The 25,808-nt window shown below is 59.8% G+C and carries 21 protein-coding genes; 15 read left to right on the forward strand and 6 right to left on the reverse strand.

From position 1 onward, the window contains the following. The 3 genes from QA635_RS09300 to QA635_RS09310 all read left to right on the forward strand — a co-directional run bounded on the left by QA635_RS09300 (position 1) and on the right by QA635_RS09310 (position 2,155). Positions 1-1,239 (forward strand): NADH:flavin oxidoreductase/NADH oxidase, encoded by a 1,239-nt coding sequence (locus QA635_RS09300; protein ID WP_283068439.1) that lies wholly within the window; start codon positions 1-3, stop codon positions 1,237-1,239. A 422-nt stretch (positions 1,240-1,661) separates the two neighbouring features. Next, positions 1,662-1,880, forward strand: a complete 219-nt coding sequence (locus tag QA635_RS09305) for a hypothetical protein (protein ID WP_076826890.1) — start codon at positions 1,662-1,664, stop codon at positions 1,878-1,880. Further along, positions 1,877-2,155 carry a hypothetical protein gene (locus tag QA635_RS09310; RefSeq protein WP_253606956.1) on the forward strand — a complete coding sequence of 93 codons (279 nt, stop codon included), beginning with the start codon at positions 1,877-1,879 and terminating at the stop codon, positions 2,153-2,155. The genes QA635_RS09305 and QA635_RS09310 overlap by 4 nt, the downstream gene beginning before the upstream one ends. A 13-nt stretch (positions 2,156-2,168) precedes the next feature. Here the strand turns inward: QA635_RS09310 and asnB are convergent, their stop codons facing one another. Then, positions 2,169-4,109 (reverse strand): asparagine synthase (glutamine-hydrolyzing), encoded by a 1,941-nt coding sequence (asnB, locus tag QA635_RS09315; protein WP_283068440.1) that lies wholly within the window; start codon positions 4,107-4,109, stop codon positions 2,169-2,171. 270 nt (positions 4,110-4,379) lie between these two features. Here asnB and QA635_RS09320 point away from each other — a divergent pair, with 270 nt between their 5' ends. Next, a complete protein-coding gene (locus QA635_RS09320; RefSeq protein ID WP_283068441.1) occupies positions 4,380-5,675 on the forward strand; it encodes a glycosyltransferase family 4 protein in 1,296 nt (431 codons plus the stop codon). On the opposite strand, the gene QA635_RS09325 is transcribed toward QA635_RS09320, so the two are convergent. Then, positions 5,611-6,888 (reverse strand): acyltransferase family protein, encoded by a 1,278-nt coding sequence (locus tag QA635_RS09325; protein ID WP_283068442.1) that lies wholly within the window; start codon positions 6,886-6,888, stop codon positions 5,611-5,613. The two genes, QA635_RS09320 and QA635_RS09325, sit on opposite strands and share 65 nt — an antisense overlap. Further along, positions 6,885-8,084: a polysaccharide biosynthesis/export family protein gene (locus QA635_RS09330; RefSeq protein WP_057017391.1), complete on the reverse strand. Its 1,200-nt coding sequence runs from the start codon at positions 8,082-8,084 to the stop codon at positions 6,885-6,887. Before QA635_RS09330 ends, QA635_RS09325 begins: the two co-directional genes overlap by 4 nt. Before the next feature lie 547 nt (positions 8,085-8,631). On the opposite strand from QA635_RS09330, the gene QA635_RS09335 reads away from it, so the two are divergent. The 5 genes from QA635_RS09335 (at position 8,632) to QA635_RS09355 (ending at position 15,773) form a co-directional block, all read left to right on the forward strand. Next, positions 8,632-10,008, forward strand: coding sequence for an O-antigen ligase family protein (locus QA635_RS09335; RefSeq protein ID WP_283068443.1), 1,377 nt, complete (start codon positions 8,632-8,634; stop codon positions 10,006-10,008). A 140-nt stretch (positions 10,009-10,148) separates the two neighbouring features. Beyond that, positions 10,149-12,014, forward strand: a complete 1,866-nt coding sequence (locus QA635_RS09340) for a pectate lyase family protein (RefSeq protein WP_283068445.1) — start codon at positions 10,149-10,151, stop codon at positions 12,012-12,014. Between the two features lie 247 nt (positions 12,015-12,261). Continuing rightward, positions 12,262-13,245 (forward strand): GNAT family N-acetyltransferase, encoded by a 984-nt coding sequence (locus tag QA635_RS09345; RefSeq protein ID WP_225158756.1) that lies wholly within the window; start codon positions 12,262-12,264, stop codon positions 13,243-13,245. A gap of 120 nt (positions 13,246-13,365) precedes the next feature. Further along, a complete protein-coding gene (locus QA635_RS09350) occupies positions 13,366-14,436 on the forward strand; it encodes an NAD-dependent epimerase/dehydratase family protein (protein WP_225158755.1) in 1,071 nt (356 codons plus the stop codon). A gap of 17 nt (positions 14,437-14,453) precedes the next feature. Next, on the forward strand, positions 14,454-15,773 hold the full coding sequence (locus tag QA635_RS09355; RefSeq protein WP_225158754.1) for a DUF4910 domain-containing protein: 1,320 nt from the start codon (positions 14,454-14,456) through the stop codon (positions 15,771-15,773). Positions 15,774-15,777: 4 nt separating this feature from the next. Here the strand turns inward: QA635_RS09355 and rfbC are convergent, their stop codons facing one another. Continuing rightward, on the reverse strand, positions 15,778-16,308 hold the full coding sequence (rfbC, locus tag QA635_RS09360) for a dTDP-4-dehydrorhamnose 3,5-epimerase (RefSeq protein ID WP_225158753.1): 531 nt from the start codon (positions 16,306-16,308) through the stop codon (positions 15,778-15,780). Positions 16,309-16,516: 208 nt separating this feature from the next. On the opposite strand from rfbC, the gene QA635_RS09365 reads away from it, so the two are divergent. From QA635_RS09365 to QA635_RS09390, 6 genes are all read left to right on the forward strand, one after another. Further along, on the forward strand, positions 16,517-17,806 hold the full coding sequence (locus QA635_RS09365) for a class I SAM-dependent methyltransferase (RefSeq protein WP_225158752.1): 1,290 nt from the start codon (positions 16,517-16,519) through the stop codon (positions 17,804-17,806). After that, the gene (locus QA635_RS09370) at positions 17,803-18,597 is read left to right on the forward strand and encodes a glucose-1-phosphate cytidylyltransferase (RefSeq protein ID WP_283068447.1); all 795 of its coding nucleotides are present in this window, start codon (positions 17,803-17,805) and stop codon (positions 18,595-18,597) included. Before QA635_RS09365 ends, QA635_RS09370 begins: the two co-directional genes overlap by 4 nt. A gap of 5 nt (positions 18,598-18,602) precedes the next feature. Beyond that, on the forward strand, positions 18,603-19,256 hold the full coding sequence (locus QA635_RS09375; RefSeq protein ID WP_283068449.1) for a PIG-L deacetylase family protein: 654 nt from the start codon (positions 18,603-18,605) through the stop codon (positions 19,254-19,256). A gap of 68 nt (positions 19,257-19,324) precedes the next feature. Then, positions 19,325-20,377 (forward strand): hypothetical protein, encoded by a 1,053-nt coding sequence (locus tag QA635_RS09380; protein ID WP_283068451.1) that lies wholly within the window; start codon positions 19,325-19,327, stop codon positions 20,375-20,377. Beyond that, positions 20,340-21,911, forward strand: a complete 1,572-nt coding sequence (locus tag QA635_RS09385) for a lipopolysaccharide biosynthesis protein (RefSeq protein ID WP_283068452.1) — start codon at positions 20,340-20,342, stop codon at positions 21,909-21,911. Before QA635_RS09380 ends, QA635_RS09385 begins: the two co-directional genes overlap by 38 nt. Positions 21,912-21,926: 15 nt before the next feature. Further along, complete coding sequence (locus tag QA635_RS09390) at positions 21,927-22,415, forward strand: hypothetical protein (RefSeq protein ID WP_283068454.1); 489 nt, start codon at positions 21,927-21,929, stop codon at positions 22,413-22,415. A 17-nt stretch (positions 22,416-22,432) separates the two neighbouring features. Here QA635_RS09390 and QA635_RS09395 read toward each other — a convergent pair whose 3' ends face one another. Then, entirely contained in the window at positions 22,433-23,950 is a 1,518-nt protein-coding gene (locus QA635_RS09395) for a hypothetical protein (protein ID WP_283068456.1), read from the reverse strand. A gap of 140 nt (positions 23,951-24,090) precedes the next feature. Further along, positions 24,091-25,224, reverse strand: coding sequence for a glycosyltransferase family protein (locus QA635_RS09400; protein ID WP_253606972.1), 1,134 nt, complete (start codon positions 25,222-25,224; stop codon positions 24,091-24,093). Between the last annotated feature and the right edge of the window lie 584 nt (positions 25,225-25,808).

A 25,808-nucleotide genomic window follows, 5' to 3' on the forward strand; every position in this document is an offset into this window, starting at 1 on the left:
ATGGCACGACCGGACGGCCATAGCATGCAAGGAGACAGTTCCATGAGTGGCGAAATGATCAACGGCAAAGAAGACGAGCGGCCGATGCTGTTCCAGCCACTCACGATTCGAGGCCTTACGTTGAAGAACCGTCTGGTCGTGCCGCCGATGGTCCATTACAGCTGCGAACCGGGAAATACCTGCGGAGCGTTTCATCTCGTACATCTTGGTCGCTATGCGCTCGGCGGCTTCGGGCTCGTCTTCGTCGAAGTGACGGCGGTGGAGGAAGTCGGACTCACCAACGAAAACGATCTCGGCATCTGGAATGACGAGCAAGCCGAGAGCTTCAAACCGCTGGTCGCCTTCATGAAGCGTCAGGGGACGGCGATCGGCATTCAGATCGGCCATGGCGGCCGCAAGTCGTCGGCACAGTCCGCCATGCAAGGCATGGGGCCGCTGACCGAAGAGAATCTGAAAGCCGGCGCCAGGATCTGGCAGCCGGTCGGCCCGACCGCCGAGCCGGTCGCCAAGGGCTGGCTAACGCCACGGCAATTGACTACTGCCGAGTGCAAGGCCATGGTCGGCACCTGGGCAGCCGCTGCAAGGCGGGCGGTTGCCGCCGGGTTCGACACCATCGAGATCCACACCGCGCACGGCTATCTGCTGGCCTCGTTCCTGTCGCCGGTCTCCAACACACGTAATGACGAGTATGGCGGCGACCGCGCCGGGCGCATGCGTCTGCCGCTCGAGATCGTCGAGGCGGTGCGCCGCGAAATGCCGGCGGACATGCCGCTGTTCGTGCGCGTCTCGTCCGTCGACGGCACCGTCGAGGGCTGGAACATGGATGATACGGTCGCCTTCGCGTGCGAGCTGAAGGCGCGCGGCGTCGACGTCGTCGACTGTTCCTCCGGCGGAATCTCCGGCGCGGCTACGGCGGCGCAAGTGCCGCGCAGCCTCGGCTTCCAGGTTCCTTTCGCCGAGCGCGTGCGTAAGGAGGCGGATGTCACCACCATGGCCGTCGGCATCATTCTCGAGGCGCAGCAGGCCGAGGCCATCCTTCAGAAAGGCCAAGCCGACCTCATTGCCGTCGGGCGGCAATCGCAGTTCAATCCCAACATCGCCCACCACTGGGCGCACGATCTCGGCATCAACAGCCGTTTCGAAGATTGGTCGCCCGAGTTCGGCTGGTGGCTCGAGAAGCGGATCAAGACTCTCCAGGGCTTTGCCACGCCGACGGGCGTCGTTACGCGTCACTCCTGACCGGCGTCACACACATCGCTCGCAGCCGGTGAACGGAACGCCGTCCATGGCATCGCTGCTATCTTTGAGGATCCGCGCTGCCGTGCGACGGGTATCGCAGCGCGGGTCCAGCAGCGCGTTTCAGGTCCGCTGCTGAACCTGCGCCGAGTAGATATCGGCGAAGCGGTCGCACAACAGGTTCTTCCGCACCCTCCCCATCGTGTTGCGTGGAAGTAACTCGACAAGGACAATCGAACCGGCTTCTTCGCTTTCAGCCGGATTCCGACAAGCGGCGGAATCATTTCGTGGAAGGTCCGGGTTTTTACGGACTGAGCGTTAACGCTGCCGCACGAGCACAAAGGTGGGGGTCTTGTCAGGAAGCGATTTGGCCATTTTAATCGAGAGATTGCAGTACGTTATTCTTATTGTAGAGCGCATTTCCGATGAAAGCCATCGAGCAGATTGTTGCCGGCTACGTTTCGTTGAAGGATCGCCAAGCCCTGGAAAAGCTGAGGCACCATCGTCAGCAATTGCTAGATGATGTTCAGATGCACACCATTCCAGGGTTCAAGCCGTCGATCGTGAGCGATATCCTCCGCGAGGAGATCGAGGTCATCGAAGGCGCGCTAGCGCGCGTAGATGAGGATCGATCATTGCCATGAGCAAAAACTTCGACGAGATCGAGACACTGAAACCAATGGCCTGCAGTGCCATCACCGATCCCAGTCTGAGGATGATATACGAAGCTATCCGCGGCGCGCTCGAGGCCGACGATGAATTCGAGGCAAGCGGCAAAGATCCCAAATTCCGAGTCCGATCGACGGCCGAATGGAAGCGGCATGCCCGCGATCTTGAGGCGGAGATGTTGAAGCGAGGGCTCGAGTTCGACGTTATCGATTGGACGAATGGTCAGAGTGAGCGGCGAGAAAGCCGGTGAAGGCACCCGCTGTTCATGCGTAAACGCCGTTGCGATGGCACCAACGGACAAACGTGTAGATGGACCAGACCCGCGACCAGTACATGCCGGGCGCTCCGTCGAGAAAGGCTCGCCAAAGTCGCTCAACCGCGTCGGGATTCAGGCCGGTGGGCGCGATCGCCTGCGGATCGCGCATGGTTCGATCCATGGCGTCCTTCAATCCGCGGCGAATCCATCGGTCAAAGGGCATGACGAAGCCGGTCTTTGGGCGCTCGAAGAGCGCAGGATCGAGACCGCGCAATCCGATCCGCCGAAGCATATCTTTGCGCCCCAAGGGCTGATATCGCGCTTGGTCCGACAGGGCGTCGACGCTTTCAAACAATACGTGGTCGACCAGCGGAACGCGCTGCTCGAGCGAACTGGCCATGCTTGCTGCATCATTGTCGCGCAGGAGGCGTTCACCCAAAAAGAGACGTTGTTCCATCACGCTAATAGCGGAAACTGGGGTACGGCCTGCCGTTTCGGCCGTCAGCCGCCGGCGCATCGCGTCGGGAAGGCCTTCCACGAGCGCGCCCGCGAAATCCGGTGCAAGCAATTCACCCTGAAATCCAGGCAGGAAGAGCGCGTAGGCCATCTGGTATAACGCCAGCAGATCCTCGCTACGATCGACCATATCCGGAAGCTTCGCCCAGCGCGTTTGAGGCGGCACGGGATGCGAGGATCGTCGCAGGGGCCAAGTCAACAAAGCTGCAGCCCTGGCCTGCCATTTTCTGGGAAATGTGCGGCCCCGATGACACCACTGCTGCAAGATCGGAAGATCGCGATATGTCGGATACCCGCCGAACAGCTCGTCGCCCCCGGTTCCTGACAGCGCGACGGTAAAGCCTGCTTGGCGAATGGCCCGGGAGATGAAATAGGCGTTCAGTCCATCGAAGGTTGGCTGGTCGAGACTATCGAGCGCGTCGTCCAGACTGTCGACGAACCGCTGCTCGGACAACACCACCTCATGATGCTGAGTGCCGATTGCCGCAGCGGTCTGCCTTGCGAACGGCGCTTCGTTGAACTGCTGGTCCTCGAACGCGAGCGTGAAAGTATGAACCGGGGCGTCAGCGGTCAGTTGCGCGAGATTTGCCATCGCGGAGGAATCGATGCCGCCCGACAGGAAAACCGCGAGCGGCACATCACTGGCGAGGTGAAGCTTCATCCCTTCGTCGAGGATCGAGGCAAGCGTCGCTTCGTCCATTGTCGGTTTTGGCGACTCTCCGGGAATGCGCCAGAAATCGTGCTCGCTTATTTTACGGCCTGTCCCGTCAAACTCGGCGTAGTGACCCGGTGCAAGAAGTTCAACGCCCTGAACGGCGGTGCAAGGGCCGACAACAAACCCGTTCCATACGTTGCTCGCAACCGCCTGCGGATCAAGACGCGGCGTTCCGAGCAAGCCTGAGGCCAGCAATGCACGCAATTCGGATGCAAATATCAGCGACCACGTCGTGTTCGGATTGCTGGACTGCGCGATATAGAGCGGCTTGATGCCGAGCTGGTCGCGCGCAAGCAGAAGTCGTCGCTGTTGCGGATCCCAGCTTGCGAATGCGAACATGCCGCGCAGCCATCCGACGGCCTCCAGGCCATGCAGGCCGAGTGCCCGCAGCATGACGGCGGTGTCGCCGCTGGACCGAAAAGACTGCCCTTCGCTCTCGAGGCGTTTGCGCAGGGCGACATAGTTGTAGATTTCGCCGTTGAACGAAATCACGTGCCCGGTTGTATCGTCCACCATCGGTTGAGCGCCGGCGGACGACAGATCGAGGATCGAGAGGCGGCGGTGATCAAGCATGACACCCCAGCCGCGGGCATCCGGCGTTGAAGCCCACGAGCCATGGCCGTCCGGCCCGCGATGGATCATGGCCTTGCTCATCCGAGCGAGCGCGGCCCGGTTGTTTTCGTCAAGCCGGCCGATGATACCCGAGATACCGCACATTCAATCGTCGCCTTCGCGGCTTGAGCTTGAGCTGGCCCGCACGAGGTAACGTTGCGGAGAACCTACCAAGACTGCTTCGGCAATGCTTCTACGTCGAAAATCCAAGCGGATAAATGGACACGCCGCCTTTCTATCATTGTTTCGTTAAGAGGAACGAGGCAACTATTAACGCAAAGCGCAGGCTTAAGCATTGAGTAAGCCGAGCTATGTGAATGTGGGCCCCAGCGAGCATCTCAGTACCTGTCGACGTCGGCAGGCAGGTTTGGATCGATGCACTCAGACCGCCTAAATATTCTCTTCGTGTCACAGATGCCTGCGAGCCCGCCGCGGATCGGCGCGCAGGCGCGCATGCACGGTTTGATGACGGAATTGGCTCAGCGCCATGACCTGACGGCAGTCATGCTCGTGGACGACGAGCACGACATCGAGGAATGCCGAGCTGCCATGCAGGCCTACTGCCGCAAGGTGGTGCTCGTGCGTAACCCGTTCGGTCGCGATGGGATGCCGAAGCGCCTGCTTCAACTGCGCTCCCTGGTATCGCCCCTCAGCTTCGAGCGTTTGCGAATCACGGCAGACGTCGTGCGTCAGACGCTGGATGACTTGCTTGGGTCGACGCGCTTCGACGTGGTTAATCTCGAGTTCACGTTCCTTGGTCACTACGAACTGCGCAAGGCGCCGGCAGGAGAGAAGCTTCCGGTATTGGTCGTGGATTCTCACAATATCGACTACGACCTTGCCCGCCAGTACGCCCAAAGCGGCGACAGCTTGTTTCGTCGCCTTTATTCCGAAGTCAATTGGCGCAAGCTTCGGAAGGAGGAGCTCGGGACCTATCGTGACGCGGATGGCGTCTATCTGTGCAGCGCTGCTGACGAACGACGGCTGCTTGAAGAAGTGCCGGAAGCCAGGACTACTGTCATTCCCAATGCCGCGGATATCGAGTTCTATCGCCCGCGTGCCGACGATCCGAAGCCCGACGGGCGCACCGTCGTATTCTTTGGCCTCTTGTCGTATGCACCGAATGTCGACGGTGTCATCCACTTCGTCAACGATATATGGCCGCGCATCGCGGCCAGCCATCCGGATGCGCGTTGGAAGATCATTGGCGGGTCGCCGCCACCCGCCCTGTTGGCGCTGGCAGGTCCCCGAATCGAGTTCACCGGCTTCGTGCCGGATTTGAGGCCGCATCTTGCCGAGGCCGCGGTCGTCGTCGTCCCTCTGCGATTGGGAGGCGGGACACGGCTCAAGATTGTCGAGGCTATGGCGATGGGCAAGGCAATCGTCTCGACAACCCTGGGCGCCGAGGGGATCGAGGCCGTGCCGGATCGTGACATCATGATCGCGGACGATGTCGAGAGCTTTGCCGCCCGTGTCAGCGGCTTGCTGGGTGATGCCGATCGCGCTGCGGATCTCGGACGTTCCGCGAGGCATTTGGCCGAAAGCAAGTATGCCTGGAGTTCAGCAGCTCGCGCTCTCGAGGGTTTTTACCGTACGAGGCTCGCCATCAGTTGCGGTACGGATGGGAAGGCGCCAACGCTTCGCCAGCAGCAACGGTGCGCCGAGCGTTGAAGAACCGCTTCAGGTCCAGGAAGCGCTTTTCGACGAATTCATAGCTCAGATAAGCGATCAGCAGCGAGACGAGTGCTCCCGCTGTCGCCTGTATTGCCACGGCTGCGCTGTGAGAGCCGAGCCATTCGCCGAGTGCCAGTTCGGTTCGGTGAGTCACGAGATAGTACGATATAAAGTGATGGTAGACGTACAGGCCGTAGCTATAGGTCCCGAGAAGCATCAGCGGTCGGCTGCAGAAAAGGCGCGATACCAAGGAACGCTTTGGCGCAACAAGCACCCAGATGAGGAGACAAGCCAACAGCACGGTGATGATGGAAGACCGAATCGGAAGGACGAAAGCGTTACCTTGGTCGGTCACCAGGCGCGTCCAGATGAAAGTCAGGGAAAGCAAGCCAAATGCAGTGGTCGCAACGTATGGAAGGGCGCCCATAAGTCGCTGAAGTCCGCCCGGTTGTCGGACCACCACGGCGAGAAAGGCGCCAAGGGCCAGACCGTCCAGGCGAAACGGTGTCAACACGTAGGTTGTCCACCAGCTAAGTCCGGCCAAGGAGCCGCCCAGGCGAGCGAGCATCGCAGCGACCGATAGGCCGAGGCTGACCGCAATCAACTTTCTCGGTTGCTTCGCGACCAGATATACGACGAGCGGCCAGAAGAAATAGAAATGTTCTTCGATGCAAAGCGACCAGAGATGCTCCAGATACGAGAATGACCAGTCACCGTTCCATGCGATGTAGACGTTGACTCCGTACAGCCAGGCCCAGGCCTGACGATCTATCAGATAGTCGAGGGTCGGACCACGCAGCGGGCTCACAAGCGGAGCGACGAAGAAGACAAGTGCGAGCACGCCATAGTAAAGCGGAAAAATGCGCAGCACGCGCCGTATATAGAAATTGCGGAAGAAGTTCGGTTCCTCCCGTGAATCATAGAGGATTCCGGTGATGAGAAAGCCGGACAGGACGAAGAACAACTCGACGCCATAAGAGCCGTAGTTGGTGATTCCGACGACGATCTTCTCGACAGCGTTGGTCGGCATCGTATTGCCGACGAAGTGCAGTAGCATCACCATGACGATGGCAAGTCCCCGCACCCCGTCGAGCGCAGGAATGTGTCCGTGAAGACGGGGCCACCGGTCGCGGACTGTTGCCTCGGCGGATTCGGTTGCCGGCAGCATACCTGCCGCGCGAGCCGATTCCGCCAGGCCAATTGTCGTCATCGGGACGACGTAACGATGGTTGTCGCGCCAGAGATGCTGCCGTTGGCGAGTCCCTTCAGCGTGTAGGCATCGATCCCGGCGACGATTGGATCGCTCACTGTGCCGATGATCATCCGAAGGTAAGTCATGAACTTTGTCGCTTCGACAGAATTTGCGTTGGACGCGAAGATGACATCTTTATTCCGCATCTCGAATTCTGTCGCGATGAAGTAGCCGCCGGGATCTCTCAAATCGAGAATATAGATAACGGGGACAAGGGGGCCGCTATAGCGAGTGCAGTCGACGCCGAGCTGCTTGGCAACTTCGCGTGGCTCTCCTCGGTAGATAAACACGGATCCAGGGTCGGCGTGATCATCCTTGAGGCCGCCTGCCTTCGCCATGGCCTCGGCCAGTGTCAGGCGCCAGGCTCCAAACGAGAACTGCCCCTGTTGCCCGGAGGCGCCCATCGCGAGGAAGGTTTGCGGCTGCGTGAATACGTACACCGTGTCTTGGGGACGAACAAAGATGTTGTTTGCCGGTTGGCTGAGCAGCGATCCGAACGGTGCGGTACCCTGCCGGCCGTCGCGTTCGAGGGTCACCCAGGTATCGAAGCCAGGATTCTTGGGGCCGCCCGCGCGTGTGATGATGTCGAGCAGCCGCTCGCCGCTGGCGCTTGCAGGCAAGCGTGCAGGCGTTCCGACCTCGCCCAATACGCTGATCGACGTTGCCTTCTGATCCACCAGCGCAACCACTGCCTGTGGTTCGATCGCACGGTCCTGCAGGGACTTCACGATCGCATTCTGGACTTCCTCCGGCGTCCGGCCCGCAGCGCGGATCGAGCCACCATACGGAACCGTGATGTTGCCTTTGTAATTCACGGCCTGATTGGGCAACGTGACATAGTTTCCCTGACGCGTGCCGGCTTCGGTCGGAGTAAACAGGCCACCGGCCATCGATTCAAACAGCGTCACGCTGACCGTGTCGCCGATGCCAAAGCGAATCTCGGGCGGGCCGCGGCGATCCGTGAAAACACGGTCGATCCGCCTGGAGTTGCGCACCAGGACCCTCTCGGTGTCAGCCGTCAGGCGCACCAGAGCATAGTGCACGCTTTCAGGGTCGGTCTGCCCCGCGCGGACATAGGAGCTTGCCGGTCCCGAGGTCGGCATGGTCGAGCAGCCAGCGAGCGCGATTGTCGCTGTGATGGCCAGGGCGCCCAACAGGCGGCCACTGAGACGCGAGGAATTGCCAGCCGAATGCGCCGGCGCCACTTCGCGAGTGGTCAGGCACGGCGTTCGTTGACTACTCTTGCCTGCACTTCTCGGCACGACATTGGACCCTGGTTAACGAAGATTAACGAACGGAGTCTTGGTAAACGCCGGTCTCTTCTTCGCGCTTGTTTGCGCGCCGCTTACGGTCGTCGCCGTCCGGCATCGGCCGCCGTACTGTCGGACACAGGCTCGGAAGAAATTTGCGCGAGTAAACATGTACTTACGCGGCATCCACAATTTCCCGGAATATCAATCGACCAAGCGAAACAGCCCGCCCTGTGCGCCACGCTAGGGGACAAGCGTTAACGAAGCGTTCACTATAAAAATTCAGGAAAGATTGACTTATCGTTGGTGTTCGGAGCCGTGTCTGAGTACGTGTTGGCGCCAGCGCCATTGAAGAGGCTGATCGTTTCGCTGCGCGGCCCCACGATCGGGCAAGGCAGGCGATTAACGATCAGCGTGCTGCCTTGGCGACGGGAGTTGACGGGCACCGAGCATGCACGAAGCCGTATTGCGTTCTCAGCGACCAGGCTTGGCGGCTCCGTCCGGTCGGATAATCGATAGATACGCGATCATCCCGCTGCTGGCTTGTGTCTACGCCACGATTGCTTTTCCCCTGATCCTCGTGACCTGTAGTCCGACGGACTCGGCCTGTCTTTTGGAAGCTCGACCAGAGAGCAAAATCTTTTGGCCGATCCTGTCCGCAGTCGCGCTCGTCGTTGCGCTGCGCAATCGGTCGCGACTCCGCTTTCCGCCGATCCTGATCATACTGTTTGCCTATCTTGCGCTGGCGGGGGCGAGCGTTGCCTGGGCATTCAAGCCGGAGGCTTCGGGGATCAGGTTTGCGCAGCAGGCCATGATCATTGCCTCGATCGCGCTCCCGGCGATCGTTGCAACTCGATCGACCGACCTGCTGCGCGGCCTGTTCTGGTGCTTCTTTATCGCTGCCGTGCTGAACATGCTGTTCGTCATGGGCAGGCCGCCGATCGACGTGAAGTTCGCCACATGGGGCTACCCCGGCTATTTCTCGGGCAAGAACTATCTAGGCGAATGCGCTGCCGTTGCATTCCTGCTTGCGCTCCATGAGCTGCTTCATCCCGGACGGCGACGGGTTCTCGGCATCGTTACCGCGCTCATGTCTGTCGCGCTGCTGCTGCTGAGCAATTCAAAGACGGCGCTTGGTCTTGCGGTGCTTGTCCCGGCGTTCGCCTGGACCTTGCTCAAGCTTTCCAGGGCTACCCGCGTTCCGGTGTGGGTGATTGTCGTATCGATACCGATTTGCTGGATGGTCTTTTCGTTCGTCACCGGCTTCAGCATGAATCGCGTATCGTACATGCTGTACGGCGATTCGACTTTCACGGGCCGTACCATCATTTGGGATTTTGCAAACATGCAAATCGCAAAGAAGCCGCTGCTGGGCTGGGGTTATCAATCGTTCTGGCTGGTTGGGCCCGACGCGCCGAGCATCGTGGAAGCGCCGGGCTGGGTCAAGGAGATGCCCAACGCCCACAATGGGTATGAAGACACGTTGCTTGAACTAGGCTATGCGGGATTTTTCCTGCTTGTCGCGTTCATCCTTGCGACGATACACGGCATTGGTCGCCTGGCGCGGTTTGATCGTTCGCGGGCATGGATCCTGCTGTCGATCGTTCTCTACGTTGCCATTACCAACGGTCTCGAGAGCACGTGGATGCGCGGCTTCGAAATGCTGTGGGTCGTGTTCGTTATAGCCGCGGTTGAAGCTGCCAGATATTGGGGGCAGGCGCGTCCCGCGGCCAAGTCGGCAATAGCCAGGCGTCCAGCAATGCGGCGCATCCACGGACCGCGGTTCAGGCCGCCGTCCACTCCCGTCAACGTCGTGAGGTCACGCTAGCAGGCGCGAAGCCGGTCGGTTCGGCGCTGCAAGTCAGAGGATGCATGTTCAACCGGAAGGTCATCGCGACGCGGAGCAACCCTGGTCACCGGACGCTGCGAACGGCCCTGCGACGGCCTTGGCAGTGCTTGGCTGCAACGATGATCTTCGTTGCATGCTCAAGCCATTCGTCCGCATTTGCTCTCGATTCGATGGAAATACTGCCTTCAGATCGCGCGACCACCTGGCAACCCGGCCTGATGGCCGAGGGTGGGATACCCTCTCGAAAAACCATCTGCGCGACGCTGTCGCCTCGTGGCGGCACACTCGATGACGCTGCGGCAATCCAGGGCGCAATCAACGCATGTCCGGTAGGGCAGGTCGTGCAACTGGCGGCGGGGCGGTTTCTGATCAATGGCGGCAATTTCCTGCTGCTCAACAAGGCAATCACGCTGCGCGGCTCCGGTCCGGGCCGGACGATGCTCGAAAAGCAAGATGGCGCGAAACCTTTCAATGACGCAGTCGGTGCCAAGCCGTCTCCGCTGGTCGTGGTGGGACCGTCGCTTTTCTCCAGCACGAGCGACACGGTCAATGCCGTGCGGTCGGCGAACCTTCGGAATGATGCAATAAAGGGCGAAAGAACGGTCGAGGTCGACGACGCTGCAGGCTTTGTGCCTGGACAAATCGTGCTGCTCGACGAGGCGTCGGCCGCTGATTGGCGTGTCGACCCGCAGGGGCGAGGGCAGATCTGGGCGTCGGAAGATTTCAGGGTTGTCTGGCAAAAGCACAAACCTGCAATTCAGTTTGTCGATGACTTTGCACCCGATGCGTTTCCGTCGACGCCACAGAGCGCTGGATCGTGGTTCGGGAGACCTGATCGGCCTGTTGCCGAGGTCAAGGAGATCAGCACCGTCTCCGGTTCCAGGATCACCTTCACGACTCCAGTTCACATCAGCTATCGGAAAGCAAACGCAGCTCAACTGTCACGCTTCGCGCAGCCGCATGTGAAGCACGCGGGCGTCGAAGATCTGGCGCTCAAGGGGGGCGACGCGGGCAATCTTCGCTTCAATTGGGCTGCTTCTTCGTGGGCGAAAAACGTCGACAATTCGGTTTGGCACGGCGAAGGCTTTGCAATCCACAGCTCCTTTCGGGTCGAACTGCGCGAGTTCTATGTGCACGACGCGGCCTGGGCTCAACCCGGCGGAGGGGGATATGCCATTAGTCTTTCCGCCGGATCTTCGGAAGTTCTGATCGAGAATGGAATTGCCGTGAGGGCCAACAAGCTGGTGGTGGCGCGTTCCGCCGGGGCGGGCTCCGTGGTCGGCTATAACTACATGGACATGGGCTACATCAATACGAATGGAGCCTGGATCGAGACCGGGCTCAACGCCAGCCACATGGTGGGCGCCCATCACGTCTTGTTCGAGGGCAACTACGCTCAGAACGCCGACAGCGACGACACTCACGGCAACAGCATCTATCACACGTTTTTCCGCAACTATCTGCGCGGCGTCCGGGCAGCGTTCGACAATCAGGCCGGCGGGACGATCGACGATGTGTCGCAGCCCCGCAATGGGCCGCGCCGCGCCGCTGGTCTGATGGCGTATTCCTACTGGATGTCTTTCATAGGAAACGTGCTCGGGGTTCCCGGTCAGATGGACGGCTGGTCGTATGAAACCCGTTTTACCGACGCAAAGCCCGGCGTCTGGATGCTCGGCTGGGACGCCGTGAAACCATATCCGACGGACGCAAAGGTTGCGACGTCCACGATTCGATATGGCAATTTTGATTACCTCACCAACAAAACGCACTGGGATTCCGGAATCGAGGATCGCGCCTTGCCTGCTTCCATGTACCTCACAAGCCGCCCCCCGTTCTTCGATGCCGGGCGCGGATACGAGTGGCCTTGGGTGGACCCGGTCGGGAAAACGAAGCTTCATGTGCTTCCGGCCAAAGCGCGCTATGACGCCGGCACGCCGTTCGTGCAGCCGAATTTGAATGGATCGGCACGCAAAAGTTCGCAGTGAGCACACGCCTCGCGGGCAATGATTAAATATGTTTTGAACAGGCGCGGTATTGCGTCAATGCGTCACCTGACCGACGCCGAGCTCAGAGGCTAACTAGGCGAGCGCCCCGATTTAAATGCTGCAGACGTCGTTAACTACAATAGAAGCTAAGGCCTTCTGATCCGCGCGGACCTTGGGCATTTCTGCACGTTTTGGTTTAATCAGATTGCCGATTCGCTATCCGGTTAGTCTCCGGAAGAGGAATTTGATGCGCAAATCGGTCTTTCACGAGGATTGGTGGCTGGATGCGCTGGCTCCCGGTGGCTGGCGTGAAGTCACTTGTTCGCGTGGCGGGCGCGTCGTGGGTTCTCTCCGGTTCGTCACGCGTACTGAAGGCGGGATGAACATATGTGAGATGCCTCAAATCACGCGCTTTCTCGGACCGACGGTCACGCTGCAGTCCGGCAAGACGGAAGCGCGCATGCGGTTGGCGCATGCGGTCATCACTGACCTGCTCAAACAGGTCGCGGATTTCGATCACGTCGAGATGACGCTCGATACCGGGTTCAGCGATGTGGCCGCGTTCCTCGCGTGCGGCTACGAGGTGCGCGCGCATCCGACTTTCATGCTGAAATGCACGATCCCCCGAGACGAGCTCTGGTCGGGATTGCGCGACAAGACGAAGAACGTGATACGACGCGCGCGGGAACGGCTCGCCATTCGCGAAGTCACGTCCCCAAAATACTTCGTGAAGTATTACCAGGCCAACCTGGAGGGCGCGAAGTCGTATTTCGACCTCTCGCGATTGGAAGCTGTCTATGCCGCCGCGAGCGAGCGACAGCAATGCAAGATCCTCGCGGCGGTGGACTCGAACAACAACGTCCACGCCCAGGTCTTCTTCGTCTGGGACCACAAGTTCGTGCACTATTTCCTGTCATCGCGGGACAGGAGCATTGCGCATCCAGGCGCAGTAAGTCTGCTCCTCTGGAGTGGCATCGAACTGGCGCACGAGCGGGGCCTTCATTTCGATTTCGATGGCGGAATCGAAAACGAGGCGCGATACAAATTCGTTGTGGCGTTCGGCGGAGAACTGGCCAATCGCTTCGACGTCAGCCGCTCCACCACACGGTACCGGCTTCACCGGCAACTACGCAGAGTTCCCCAGGCGCTGCTGCGGCGTCTTTCGCCTGGCGCCGCTACCGGCGACGTCAACGATCATGGGGTACGGCTCAACCATTTTCCGTCGTCCTGAGCGGATCGTTCCCGCAATTTCGGGCGCGCCATTAACTAAGGTTTTACAAACACGTGCATCAGCGGGCGATTTTGAAATAAGTAGGCGAGATAGAAACAGAATAAATTTGGAGGCGTTTAGATGCGCGTTCTCGTGAGCGGACATCTCGGCTACATCGGAACAGTGCTCACCCCGATGCTACGGCGTGCCGGGCACGAAGTCGTGGGCCTCGACAGCGATCTGTACTCTCGCTGCACATTTGCAGAGGGCGGGTCGATCGTGGATGTGCCGGCGATTTGCAAGGATACGCGAGACGCCGAACTTGCGGACCTGAAGGCTTTTGACGCGGTTCTGCATCTTGCCGCGCTGTCGAACGATCCGCTCGGCAATCTGAGACCCGGCCTTACCGACCAGATCAATCATGTAGCCAGCGTGCGCCTCGCGCAACTGGCCAAGCAAGCCGGTGTGCGACGGTTCGTGTTCGCGTCCTCCTGCAGCAACTACGGCAAGGCGGGCGAGGGCATGATCGACGAAACCGGAGCGCTCAACCCGGTGACTGCCTATGGCGAATCCAAGGTGCAGTCGGAGCGCGATATTGCCGGCCTCGCCGGTGACGGATTTTGCCCGGTCTACCTGCGACCCGCAACGGCTTACGGCGTATCTCCCCGGCTCCGATTCGATGTCGTGCTGAACAATCTCGTTGCCTGGGCGGTGACAACGCGAAAGATCCTCTTGAAGTCGGACGGCACGCCCTGGCGGCCCATCGTTCACATCGAGGACATCTCCCGCGCCTTTATCGCGGCGATGGAGGCTCCCGAGGCGGCGGTGTTCAATGAAGCCTTCAACGTCGGCCAGACGGCGCACAACTACCAGATCCGCGATCTCGCGAAGATCGTCGCCGATGTTGTCCCTGGCTGTCAGATCGAATTTGCCGATGGCGCCGGTCCCGACACGCGGTCCTACCGCGTGAGCTTCGAAAAGATCCGAACCCGGCTGCCGGAGTTCAAGCCGCAATGGGATGCGAGGATGGGCGCGGAACAGCTCTATAAGGCCTACCGGGCCTCGGGCATCACGCTCGAAGAGTTCGAAGGTCCCCGGTATCAGCGCATCAGCCACGTCAACAAGCTGCTGGCGGACGGCGTGCTCGATGCGGATCTCCGCCATGTAAAGTCGAGGCAGAGCGTCGGGCAATCGGCTCTCGCCGCGAACTAATACACGCGCCGATCGATTTGACACACCAGGAGGACGGCGTGTCGGCGGCAGACGATGTCACAAGTTCAGGCGCAAAGATCTTTGCGCTTGCGGAAAGGATCTACCCGATCTGCCGCAGCATTACCGGTAACGGTGTGCGGCAGACCCTTCGGGAGATCGGTGCGCACATCTCCCTTGATGTCCACGAGGTGCCGACCGGTACACCCGTTCTCGACTGGGTCGTGCCACGTGAGTGGAACATTCGGGACGCGTACATCAAGGACCCGCGGGGCCGGAAGGTCGTAGATTTCAACGAATCGAACCTGCACGTCATGAGCTACAGCGTGCCGGTGCGCCGCACCATGTCGCTGGACGAGCTTGAGTCCCACATCTTCACATTGCCCGATCAGCCGGACCTGGTCCCCTACCGAACGTCTTACTACCAGGAAAACTGGGCTTTCTGCATGGCCCACCGACAGCTGGAGCAACTGCGGGACGATAGCTACGAGGTCGTGATCGACTCGACCCTCGCCGACGGGCATTTGACCTATGGTGAGTATTTTCACCGGGGAGAGTCAGACGACGAGGTGCTTCTGTCGGCGCATGTTTGCCATCCCTCGCTTGCCAATGACAATTGTTCCGGTCTGGCCCTGCTTGCGGAGCTCGCAAGCCGCATCTCCCAGATGCGAACGCGATACAGCTATCGGTTTCTCTTTGCGCCGGGAACGATTGGCGCGATCACCTGGCTCGCCCGCAATGAGCATCGTGTGTCTCATATCAAGCACGGCCTCGTGGTATCAATGGTCGGAGACGGCGCCGGTCCGACATACAAGAAGAGCAGGCAGGGCGATGCCGAAATCGACCGTGCAATGATACACACGCTGCAGCATTCCAAGCTGGCGCCGACGATATTGGCGTTTTCGCCCTACGGCTATGATGAGCGGCAATACTGCTCGCCCGGGTTCAACCTGCCGGTGGGATTGTTTCAGCGCAGCCGTTTCGGTGCCATCCCTCAGTATCATACCTCGGCCGACGACCTGAGCTTCATTCGGCCGGAGCACCTCGGGGAATCCTTCCGCATCATTTCCGAAGTCATCGACCTGCTCGAAGGCAACCGCAGCTACTACAACACGTCGCCGAAAGGCGAACCGCAGCTGGGCAGACGCGGACTCTATGGTGCGATCGGCGGCGACAAGGACGCCGCTGCAGCCAACATGGCGATGCTGTGGATTCTAAATCTGTCCGACGGACATCATTCTCTGCTTGATATCGCCAGGCGTGCCGACCTGCCGTTCCCGGTCATTCTGAAGACAGCAAAGGTGCTCGAGCGCCACGGGCTCCTCGCGCCTGTGCGGTAGGCGCTCACGCACCCCGAAGCGGCCAGTTCAGGTCCTTATCGGAGATCGTGCTTACGGCCAGAGGCCAGCTGATGCCGAACATCGGGTCGTCGTATCGGACGCCGTTAGCAGCCGAAGGCTCGTAGAACTCCGAAATCAGGTAATTGACCTGAACGTTGTCGCTCAAGGTTTGAAAGCCGTGCGCGAACCCCTTGGGGATGTAGAGCTGCGAACCGTTCTCCGCTGAAAGCTCGAAGCCGCGCCATTGACGAAAGGTAGGCGAGTTCGCACGCAGATCGATGATGACGTCCCAAATCGATCCGTTCAAGCAGCGCACGAGCTTAACCTCGGCGTGCGGCTCATTCTGAAAGTGCATTCCACGCAATGTCGCCTTGCGCGAGGAGCTCGAGATGCTGTGCTGGGGAAATCTGGTCACGAGCCCGTATGCGCGAAACTCGTCTTCGCAGAACGTGCGCGCAAAAAAGCCGCGCTCATCGTGTGCAGGCTCGATTTTGACGAGCCACGCTCCGTCAAGTCCTGTTGCTTCAAAGCGCATGGGACGTATCCACTCCCGACCGAGAGGCCAATTGTCGACGACCAGTTCTATACAATTTTACTAAAATTTTCAGCAACTGCGTGGTTTACCTTGTTGTTCGATATCGCTTCATATTGTTCGCTTTCATACGATAAAATTCAATCTAACGAGCCCGATTTAAGCGCCGGCAATCTCATATTCGGCAATCCTATATTCATGGTACGGCCCAATGAACGCTCACTCGAGATTCAAATCGATTCGGTCGAAATCCTCTCACGGTAACTGCCGTCTGTGCGGCGCGACGTTGAAATCGACGTTTGTCGACCTGGGAATGTCGCCCCTCTGCGAAAGTTTTCTCACAGCCGACCAGACCGACGCCATGGAGCCGTACTATCCGCTGCACACCGTGGTTTGCGGGGTCTGCTTCCTGGTGCAACTCCAGGAATACGTCAAACCGGAGCATATCTTCACCGAGTACGCCTACTTCTCGTCTTACTCGACGTCGTGGGTGGAACATGCGCGGCGCTACTGTGAGATGATCAAGGCCAGGCTGAGCCTTGGTGCCGAGAGCCGCGTCTACGAGATCGCGAGCAACGACGGCTACCTGTTGCAGCACTTCCTGCCGCTCGGGGTGCCGGTCACGGGAATCGAGCCGGCGGCCAACGTGGCCGAAGTTGCTAGGCAGAAGAACGTCCCGACAATGGTCGAGTTCTTCGGCCTGGAGCTGGCGCGGAAGCTGGTGTCAGATGGCAAGCGCGCCGATCTGATTATCGGCAACAACGTGCTGGCACAGGTTCCGGATCTAAACGATTTCACCGCCGGAATGGCGTGCCTGCTCACGCCGCAAGGCGTGATTACGCTCGAATTCCCGCATCTTGAGCGGCTCATCGACGAAAATCAGTTCGATACCATTTATCACGAGCATTTCTCCTATTTCTCGCTGGTCACGATCGATCGTCTGGCGCGGCGGCATGATCTGAAGGTTTTCGACGTCGAGCAGATCTCAACGCATGGCGGCTCGCTTCGCGTCTATCTCTGCCGCGCCGATGCGACTCACGCCGTCTCCGCCGCGGTGTCCGCACTGCTGGCCCATGAGCGTCGGATCGGCCTGGAAGACATAGGTCAGTACGAGCAGTTTACATCGCGGGTTCATCGCACCAAGCGCGAACTGCTGTCGTTCTTGATCGCGAGCAAGAACAAGGGCGCGCGGATCTGCGGCTATGGCGCTCCCGGCAAGGGCAACACGCTGCTGAACTACTGCGGCATCGGTACGGACTTCCTCGACTTCACCGTGGACCGCAACCCCTACAAGCACGGCCGCTATACACCGGGAATGCACATTCCGATCCTCCCGGTCGAAGCCATCGACGAGGCTCGTCCCGACTACCTGTTCATCCTGCCCTGGAATTTGAAGAGGGAAATCGTCGCGCAAATGCGGCATGTCGCGGACTGGGGCTGCAAGTTCATCGTTCCGATTCCTAACGTCGAAATCATTGATCCGCGTGAGGTTGCGCCATGAAGGTTGTCCTTTTTTGCGGCGGTCTCGGTACGCGGATCCGCGAGTATTCGGAGAGCATACCGAAGCCGATGGTCCCGATCGGCCATCAGCCGATCCTCTGGCATGTGATGCAGTACTACAGCCAATACAACCACAATGATTTCATATTGTGCCTTGGCTACAAGGCGAACGTGATCAAGGATTACTTCCTGAATTATCGCGCGACTGCGAACAGCGACTGCGTGATCTCGGAGTACGGCAAAAAGGTCGAGCTGATCGGCGAACATCAGCCGGACTGGCGGGTTTCGCTGGTGGATACGGGGACATGGCGCAACATCGGGCAGCGCTTGCTGGCCGTCCGCCATCTCGTCCAGGACGAGGAGATGTTCCTTGCGAACTACAGCGACGGGCTGACCGATGCGCCGCTGCCGGACATGATCCAGAAGTTCAAGGAAAGCGGAAAGATCGGCTGCTTCGTGGCGATCCATCCACCGATCAGCTTCCACCTTGCCGAGTTTGATGCCGAGGGGTCGGTGCAGCGGATTCGCTCGAAGCCAGAGTCCGAGATTTGGATCAACGGCGGCTACTTCATCTTCCGCAACGAAATCTTCGACTACATCAAGGAGGGAGAAGAACTCGTCCAGGAACCGTTCAACCGTTTGATCGAGGGCGGTCATCTCATGGCCTATCGCTATGAGGGTTTTTGGCGCGCCATGGATACCTTGCGCGATAGACAAGTGTTGGAGGACATGGTGGAGCGCGGCGACACGCCGTGGCGGCTGAATCACCCGTCGGTAGCCAGCGCGGCATAACCGGAATGAGAGCATTGCAGCTTGCCAGGCCCGGAGACCGTCTGTCGATCCTATGCCTCGGCGCCCATTCGGATGATATTGAAATCGGCGCGGGAGCGACGCTGCTTGGTCTGATCGAGCACGGTATCAAGCTGGACGTGCATTGGTGCGTTCTAAGCGGTGGCGCCATACGGGAGGCTGAGGCGAGAGCGTCGGCAGCTGACTTCTTGTGCGAGGCTGCATCCGCGAATGTCGAGGTGCTGTCGTTTCCCGACGGATTTTTCCCGGAAAGGGGAGAAGCCATCAAGGAATGGTTTGAATCGCTGAAGCGGCGGGTCGAGCCCGACGTCATTCTGACGCATCGCAGGGATGATGCCCATCAGGACCATCGTCAGGTCTGCCGCCTGACCTGGAACACGTTTCGTGATCATCAGATTCTGGAATATGAGATCCCGAAGTGGGATGGCGACTTCGGTCAACCCAACGTTTACATGCCGGTATCGGCGGCGGCGCTCGATCGTAAGATTGAACTCCTGCTCAAGCATTTCGGGACGCAGCGATCCAAGCAGTGGTTCGATGCAGACACCTTTCGCGGCCTCGCGCGGATTCGGGGCATGGAGTGCAGGGCTACGGAACGCTTCGCCGAGGCATTTTTCGGGCGAAAGTTGACCCTGATCTGACGATGGTTGCGCGGACGTCACGCAGCCGGTGAAGTTCTGATTGCAGGATTTATCTCAAGGCGCACGATATGAGCACGTTATTCTCAAGTATCTTTCGCGCTGGTGACCTGGTGGAGGTCAGAAGCAAGGAGGAGATCCTCGCGACGTTGGATGCCAACGGCCGCCTGGAGGAAATGCCCTTCATGCCAGAGATGCTGAAGCATTGCGGCAAGACGCTTCGCGTCGGTAAGCGAGCTCACAAGACCTGCGATCCCGCGCTAGGTATCGGCGGCCGCAAGATGCTGAACACGGTCCATCTCGAGAACATCCGCTGCAATGGTGCGGCTCATGACGGCTGCGAGGCGGCCTGTCTGATATTCTGGAAGGACGCCTGGTTGAAGCCGGCGGGCGAGAAAGGGCCGTCGCCAGCTGGCGCGGGCAAGTCGTTAGGATCTGGCGGCTGCAGCGAGGAAACGCTGTGGAGCACCATCAAGCATCCGCCGAAGGTGGGCGAAACCGAGCCGACCTACGTTTGCCAGAACACACAGGTAAAATTCGCCACGCAACCCCTGAAGTGGTGGGATCCGCGTCAGTATGTCGAGGACTACACTTCGGGTAACGTTCGGTTGCAGGACCTCGTCGCCGGATTGACGTTCTCGGTCTGGCGCACGGTCACCGAAGCGGGGCTGGGCATCGGCACCGCGATGCGCTGGATCTACGACACGTTCCAGCGCATGAGAGGTGGCGTGCCTTATCCGATCAGGCCCTTCGGTGTGCCAGAGGGTAGCAAGGCCCCGCAGTCCCGACTTGATCTGCAGGTGGGCGACGTCGTGCGCGTCAAGCCGTACAAGGACATCCTCGAGACGCTGGACTGCAATTACCGCAACCGCGGCCTGTATTTCGATCCGGAGATGGTACCGTTCACCGAACGCGAGTACGAGGTCGAGAGGCGTCAAAAGCAGATCATCGACGAAGGTTCGTGCAAGATGGTCCGTTTCAAGACGGACGCGATCATCCTGAAGGATGTCGTGTGTGAGGCGCGCTATGCGATCTGCCGCCGCTTCTGCCCGCGCGCCATCTATCCCTATTGGCGGGAAATCTGGCTTGAGCGGGTACCTCAAAGCCAGAATCCAGCGAATTGAACGGGAACGGCGCGTGCATCGAAACGAACGCACCGATCAGTATTTTGCGGACAACAAGCCATATTCTGGCCTTGGCCGTAGGTCGCTGCACAGCGGCGTGGCGTTCATTGCTGCGCGTGGACTGAATATCTTCGTTCAGTTGGCCTCGACGATCGTGCTGGCGCGACTGCTCGGACCGCACGATTTCGGGTTGGTGGCCATGATGCTGGCCCTGATCGGCTTTGCTCCCCTTTTCGTCGATCTCGGGATGAGCGAGGCCTCCGCCCAGCGGAGCAGCATCTCACGCGCCGAGGTCAGCACGTTGTTCTGGCTGAATGTTCTGATCGGCGTCGTGCTGGCTGTCGTGCTGGCTGCGTCCGGTCGGTGGATTGCGCGTGCCTTCGCCGAGCCATCGCTCGCGGGCATGGCGGTGGCATTGTCGGTGACCTTCCTGATGATGGCTTTGTCGACGCAGCACTATGCGTTGATGCGTCGGGCAATGCAGTTTCGCCGCATCGCGATGATCGACATATCGGCGAACATCATCGGAAGCGCTGCAAGCGTCGGACTGGCGCTTTCGGGCTGGGGCTACTGGGCGCTGATCGCCAAGCCGATCATAACGTCGGCTTTGACCGTCGTTGGAGCCTGGACCGCCTGTCGATGGATACCGGGCAGGCCCAGACTCACGCCAATGGTCAAGGAACTGCTGCGGTTCGGGCTGGGAGTGACCGGCTTCACCATGACGGATTACTTCGCTCGTTCGGCGGACAGAATCGCGATGGGCTATTTCCTCGGTGCAGGGCCGCTTGGCTATTTTCAGAACGCCTTCACGATCTACAACAACCTGCTGTCGATTCTCAGTGAGCCGCTGCACAACATCGCGGTGTCGGGACTGAGCAAGCTCCAGCACAGTGCGGCTGAACTAAAGCGCTCCTGGGAAGGCGCGTTGTCACTGCTTTGCTACTTTTCGGGGCCCGCCTTCGCCGCCCTGGCCGTGAGCGCTCATGACATCGTGATCGTGCTTCTCGGAGAGAAATGGTCTCCCGCGGGCCCCCTGCTCTGTATCCTCGCCATTCGCGGCATTGCAGACTGCATCGAGCGAACTCTCGGTTGGGTCCATGTCGCGGTCGGGCGTCCAGATCGGTGGATGCGATGGGGCATCTTCAGTGCAATCTGCCAATTGGTTGCGCTTGCAGTCGGACTGCCGTTCGGCGTGGTCGGGGTAACGATCGCCTACACGGTCACTATGTTCGCGCTGTTCGTTCCTGCGCTCGTCTACGCCGGCAAGCCGGTCGGGATCAGCATCGGGGACGTCCTGCGCGCAACAGCGCCGCAGACCATTGCTGCGCTGGTCGCCGTAGCGGTCGCCTTCTCGATACAGGAGGCATTCCTGCAGGAATTGCCACGGTTGCTGCGAATCCCCTTCGCGAGCGTGATCTGTGTGACGGCCTACCTGACCGTCGTGGTCGGGGTCTTCAGGATCACGCGGCCACTGCAACTCGCGTGGTCCTTGCTACGCGACTTCGGCATTGTACGACTGCAAGTCAACTCCTGATCCTGGATTACGCCCATGACCTCCTTTGAGCGCTTCCTGATTAACTTGGACACCTGGCCCGCCGGGGCACTCCTGAGGATCGGCCTCGGCCTTTGCATTCTGCCGGTGTTCCGACTGCTGTCCGGCGGCGACGATCGTATCGTAGTCGTGTTGACGATGTTTCTTGCCCTGCTGCTCGCGCTTCGCCTTGTGCCGGCCGTGTGCCGACGTGTTCTTCCGTTTTCGCGCGAAGCGAAAGATCTGTGGTTCAAGCGTCGCAACCTTGGCAAGAGATACGACTCCTACCAGTGGCAAAAGCTGTTCTGGATGGGCCTGGGCATGCTGCCCTACGCACTGATCTCTGGTGGATTGGGGCGTGGGGAAATTGTGCTGCTTGCGATCTGTACGATCGGCGGCGGAGCAGGGCTGCTGCTTTGGCGTAGGACCGGCCAGCTCAGCGTCGGTGTCGCCACTGCGAAAGCGACGAAGTTGCCGCCGGCCGCGGTCGCGTCGACGCCGCCCTAGGACCGGGCCGCCCTACATTATGGGAGCTTGCGGCACTCGGTGAACCTGTCGCCGTCCGGCGTTTCCGCCCTATCGAGGCAATGGGCCTTATCGATAACCTTGCCGGCTACGACAAAGTCGTAGGCCTGGTTTTTGAAGACCAGCACGTAACGGCCGGGTGAGAGGACGAGATCGGGGTTCACTGGCTGCAGCTCGACCATCTCGCGGCTTTCAGGGACCGGCGCTACGGTCAGGTCGACGGAAACGGACCGGATCGCCCAGGCATCGTTGGCCATAGCGACTGCCGGTGACGACGGTGTTCGTGCGACCTGGGCGAGAATGCGCAATTGTGCGTTGTCGGGCGCGCTTGTCATAAGCTCGCGCTGATACGCGACAAACGAAAGCGGGCCGTGCGGCACCACAACGGTGCCCGGCTTCGTGGTCAATACCGACACGGCGATCCGGCTGTCGGGAAGGCGGATGTTCATCGGCTCGAGCCGGATCATCCGCCCGTTGCTTGACGCAAAAATCCCATATGTCGTCGGCAGTGAACGTGCGGGTGGTGCGGGCGCGACTGCTTCGATCGGAGCACGATGTACGAACGTGGCAATTGCCGGTTTCAGCTTGCGTCTGCTTTGCGGTGGCGGCTGAACGGGCGTCGCGTTCGAATGGCTGGCAACCTGGGGTGCTGTGCTGAACAGGGATGCAACATTGCCCCGCATGAGCATTCCGGTCCCAATCGCCAGCAGAACCGTTGTCGGAGCAAGGAACCACACAAAGTTGCGCACCTTCCATTCGCTGGTGACGGAACGTCGGTCCCGCGGCGAGCTCTGAAGTTCTTCCGCGATCAGCTTGTCGATCAGTATGATCTGCTGTTCCTGCACCGCGACGCTCGCCTCGGCAGTGCTGGTGTGCACGGGCGGTTGCACTGCTGGACGGATTGACGCCGGCGGCACCGAGTTCGGACGTGGGTCCGCGGCCGGACTGAATCCCTCTCCTTCATCTGCTTCAGGCGTGTACGAGGCTACCGCTGAGCCGGCATGCGAGTCCGGTGGCGCTGGCTGCGTGTGGTTGTCGGATTCCTCCGCTGAAACATCGATTGGATCGGCCGCAGGGGAGCCGGACCCGTCGTCTGGTCCGGCATCAGGCGAAGCCACATTTGTCCAGCGGCCGATGTTCTCCGCGGCCTCATTCAGGCGCCGACTGACCTCATCCTGCGGGAGCACAATCGGCTGCAGGGGTTGCTCCAGGTCAAGGAGCGGATGAGCTTCATTCGTCGGTCCGCCGTTCGGCAAGCTCGGATCCTCGCCTAGGACCGTCGGTTGCTTGTCGGTCGGACTGTCTGGCGGCGGCTCGGCGGGATTTCGTTCCGGATTTACGGGCTCGCGCAGGCGGGCTTCGACGAATTGCGTCCAGGCGCCACGCCGTCGCAGAGGTGCAGCAAGCCTGTCTGCCTGACGTGGCAAGGGCGGCGCATTGAGGATGGCCGCCTGAGCCGAGGGGAGCTGACTGGACCGTTTCATGCCTGGATACGCAGCTTGACGTTTGTCCGCCATTGCGGACGTTCGCGACACCCTGGCGATCATTATGAAAAGGATCGCCTACCTGCCGGGATGTAGCAGCCGCCGCTTAACAGGCCGTTAACCATAAACCGGCGGAAACGCCGCATTGCTCCGCACTGCGCGAGGTGACGATTTCAGGCGGCCGCTGGCAGCTCAAAGGATCCGGCGATCTGGCGCAGACGGTTGGCTCGTGCGCGCATCTGATCGGTATGAGCAATACCGAGGATGTCGAATACCGTCTGTATGCGGTAGAGCCAATCGTGCCTCAGCGCGGCTTCCCGGACGTTTGCGTTCTGAACCGCTCGCAGTCGCGCCGGGTCTGCGTCCAACGCTTCGAGGATCTGGCAAATGTCGGGCGAATCGAAGGGTACATGAATGACGGCGTCGGGCCAGTCGAACTGCCGTGCAAACTCCTCGGTGCGCGGCGCTTCTCCAACCATCACCGCCCCGGCTGCAGCGCCTTCATAATAGCGCGCGGAAATCTCGTCACGTCCGGCTGTGAATTCCGGGTTGTTGACGTGACTGCGATTGGCAATGAAATAGCGGCTGCGCTGCAGGATATTCGCAATCATGATGCGGTGTTCTTCCGGGTTGTCGACCCGGAACGTCCTTTCCTTTCGGTTCGAACCGCTCGCCGCCACAGTGTCGTAATAGTAGAAGAAGCGCTCTCTCTCGGCGCCGGCCAGCAACGCGGCGTGGGTCGTCGCCGAACGACGTCCGATGTTGCACACGGCGATCGATCGCTGCTGCTCGGGCCTCGGCGCGAACCGCTCCACGTCGACCGCCAGCGGCAGATAGCTGCACGGTCGACCTGCTATTCGCGCAATCTGCGGTGCGCAGTGATGCAGGCCGACGAATATATGATCAAATCCGGACAGGAGCTCGACCAGATACTCCGGGATGTCGTCTGCCCAGACTTCAGTGATGAAGCATGCGGCCTTGCGACACCGTTTGCGCCAGTCGGGAATCGCGGCGAGCGAGTGAAGTTGATACGCATTGCTGAAGATCGGGAAGAACAGTTCGTAATCACGTTGCAGCCGCAGTTGCGGCGGGGAGGGTGCCAGCACACCTGCCAGTTTGGTCGATCCTGATGCAAGGCGCGTCCACTTGTAGACCCGTCGCGAGAACTCCAGCGCAGCGCGATTTTGAACATCGAACCGATCGGCGCGCGTCATCGCCGCCAAATTGTCCTCGAACTCATAGCTGAGGCAAAATGCAACAAGATCGGAAATCCGACGCTGCGAGAGGAGTAAAACCTTGCCTTCCACGAGGCGCTGCCTCCGACCTATCAAATGCCGGAAAGTGCCGGCCACACGACTTCCGGAATCTCTCGATCAGGAGCGAGTTGCGCGTTGATCGTCGTCACGATGCGCGCAATGGCGCCAATCAACGCTAGTCCAGATACGCTATTTAATCTTGTTTTGTACAAGTTTTCCCGAAATTGGATAATGCGAGCCTGTGGAGTTCATTGCACGCGCATTGGCATTCCCGCCGTGCCGTTGCGAATGCAAGCACGAGGATGCATCGGCGAAGATTTGCGAACGGTACAGCGAATCCGCGTTAACCTGGAGAAGTTAAATCTGGAACTCGCTGGCAGTAGCGAAGAACGTCAGCGGACAATGACTGAGTGCGCGTTAACCCGAAAAGGTTAAATCTGGAACCGCCTGACAACGGCCGGCTTCGATGATGCGCAACGCGCTCCGCGGCAACTCCGAGAATTAGCTATAAATTTCATTTAACATGTGCCGAGCCAACGTTGGCGATGAACGCGTCGGGAAAATCCGGTAGCGTGCCGCATCATTTCGAAACGACAAAAATATTCAACACGGCAAGTCATTGAACACAGGCGGCG

The organism is Bradyrhizobium brasilense (assembly GCF_029714345.1).
In the GTDB taxonomy this organism is placed as follows: Bacteria; Pseudomonadota; Alphaproteobacteria; order Rhizobiales; family Xanthobacteraceae; genus Bradyrhizobium; species Bradyrhizobium australafricanum.

Excerpts from the sequence above, each read along its gene's own strand:
- QA635_RS09300 (WP_283068439.1), top strand. The coding sequence starts at position 1 with ATGGCACGACCGGACGGCCATAGCATGCAAGGAGACAGTTCCATGAGT.
- QA635_RS09305 (WP_076826890.1), top strand. The coding sequence starts at position 1,662 with ATGAAAGCCATCGAGCAGATTGTTGCCGGCTACGTTTCGTTGAAGGAT.
- QA635_RS09310 (WP_253606956.1), top strand. The coding sequence starts at position 1,877 with ATGAGCAAAAACTTCGACGAGATCGAGACACTGAAACCAATGGCCTGC.
- asnB (WP_283068440.1), bottom strand. The coding sequence starts at position 4,109 with ATGTGCGGTATCTCGGGTATCATCGGCCGGCTTGACGAAAACAACCGG.
- QA635_RS09320 (WP_283068441.1), top strand. The coding sequence starts at position 4,380 with ATGCACTCAGACCGCCTAAATATTCTCTTCGTGTCACAGATGCCTGCG.
- QA635_RS09325 (WP_283068442.1), bottom strand. The coding sequence starts at position 6,888 with ATGACGACAATTGGCCTGGCGGAATCGGCTCGCGCGGCAGGTATGCTG.
- QA635_RS09335 (WP_283068443.1), top strand. The coding sequence starts at position 8,632 with ATGCACGAAGCCGTATTGCGTTCTCAGCGACCAGGCTTGGCGGCTCCG.
- QA635_RS09340 (WP_283068445.1), top strand. The coding sequence starts at position 10,149 with ATGATCTTCGTTGCATGCTCAAGCCATTCGTCCGCATTTGCTCTCGAT.
- QA635_RS09345 (WP_225158756.1), top strand. The coding sequence starts at position 12,262 with ATGCGCAAATCGGTCTTTCACGAGGATTGGTGGCTGGATGCGCTGGCT.
- QA635_RS09350 (WP_225158755.1), top strand. The coding sequence starts at position 13,366 with ATGCGCGTTCTCGTGAGCGGACATCTCGGCTACATCGGAACAGTGCTC.
- rfbC (WP_225158753.1), bottom strand. The coding sequence starts at position 16,308 with ATGCGCTTTGAAGCAACAGGACTTGACGGAGCGTGGCTCGTCAAAATC.
- QA635_RS09365 (WP_225158752.1), top strand. The coding sequence starts at position 16,517 with ATGAACGCTCACTCGAGATTCAAATCGATTCGGTCGAAATCCTCTCAC.
- QA635_RS09370 (WP_283068447.1), top strand. The coding sequence starts at position 17,803 with ATGAAGGTTGTCCTTTTTTGCGGCGGTCTCGGTACGCGGATCCGCGAG.
- QA635_RS09375 (WP_283068449.1), top strand. The coding sequence starts at position 18,603 with ATGAGAGCATTGCAGCTTGCCAGGCCCGGAGACCGTCTGTCGATCCTA.
- QA635_RS09380 (WP_283068451.1), top strand. The coding sequence starts at position 19,325 with ATGAGCACGTTATTCTCAAGTATCTTTCGCGCTGGTGACCTGGTGGAG.
- QA635_RS09390 (WP_283068454.1), top strand. The coding sequence starts at position 21,927 with ATGACCTCCTTTGAGCGCTTCCTGATTAACTTGGACACCTGGCCCGCC.
- QA635_RS09395 (WP_283068456.1), bottom strand. The coding sequence starts at position 23,950 with ATGGCGGACAAACGTCAAGCTGCGTATCCAGGCATGAAACGGTCCAGT.